This is a genomic window from Psychrobacter sp. FME13 (genome assembly GCF_014861395.1).
GTDB lineage: Bacteria > Pseudomonadota > Gammaproteobacteria > Pseudomonadales > Moraxellaceae > Psychrobacter.
The window spans coordinates 1-782 of sequence record NZ_RRYV01000355.1 but is presented as its reverse complement, the minus strand read 5'-3'; the positions used below and the strand labels follow the sequence as shown (position 1 = coordinate 782).

General features: G+C 42.1%; 1 protein-coding gene. It reads right to left on the bottom strand.

Annotation, left to right across the window (positions count from 1 at the left end; translation table 11 throughout):
• Positions 1 to 185: 185 nt before the first annotated feature.
• A partial coding sequence (locus EI164_RS16555) for an acyl-CoA dehydrogenase family protein (RefSeq protein WP_263972681.1) occupies positions 186 to 782 on the bottom strand: 597 nt, incomplete at its 5' end.

Sequence of the window (782 nt, the reverse complement as noted above, 5' to 3'; positions counted from 1 at the left end):
ATTGTTTTATGATGTTTGCCCTAACCATAACAATTTTATTTTGAGCTGACTATATCCAAATTATAGTAAATTCACTATATCCATACTCAAGCTAGAGCATGTCACCCAGTTACCAGTGTTATCAATGCAATCGCACACTATAAATGATGACACGCCCTACTATCTGTGATTATTAATCACTATTATTATTTATTTTTACGACTAAACCCTTGGCTCTTCAGCTCTAATTTTGCAATCATGGTTTTATGAACTTCATCAGGGCCATCAGCCAAGCGCAACACCCTTGCTTGAGCATAGAAGCCTGGCAACATTGTATCTTGACACACACCCATGCCACCATGAACCTGAATCGCCATATCGACGACTTCTTGTAGTACAGTCGGCGCCACTACTTTGATCGCAGATATTTCTGTGAGTGCCGCTTTTGTTCCTTGTGCATCCATCTTCTGTGCAGCATACAAAGTCAGCAAACGAGCTTGGTCAATTTTGATACGAGCTTCAGCAATGCGCTCAAAGTTTCCGCCCAACTCTAGTATTGGCTTACCAAAAGCAGTACGAGACATACCACGTTTTACCGCAAGCTCTAAAGATTTTTCAGCAGCACCAATACAGCGCATGCAATGATGAATACGACCTGGCCCTAGACGACCTTGCGCAATCTCAAAGCCCATCCCTGGTCCACCAATAAAGTGGCTGACTGGCACACGTACATCTTTAAAGCTCACTTGGTAATCCCCCCAATAAATAAGAACACTCATAAATAGAGAGTAACTGCTAGAATA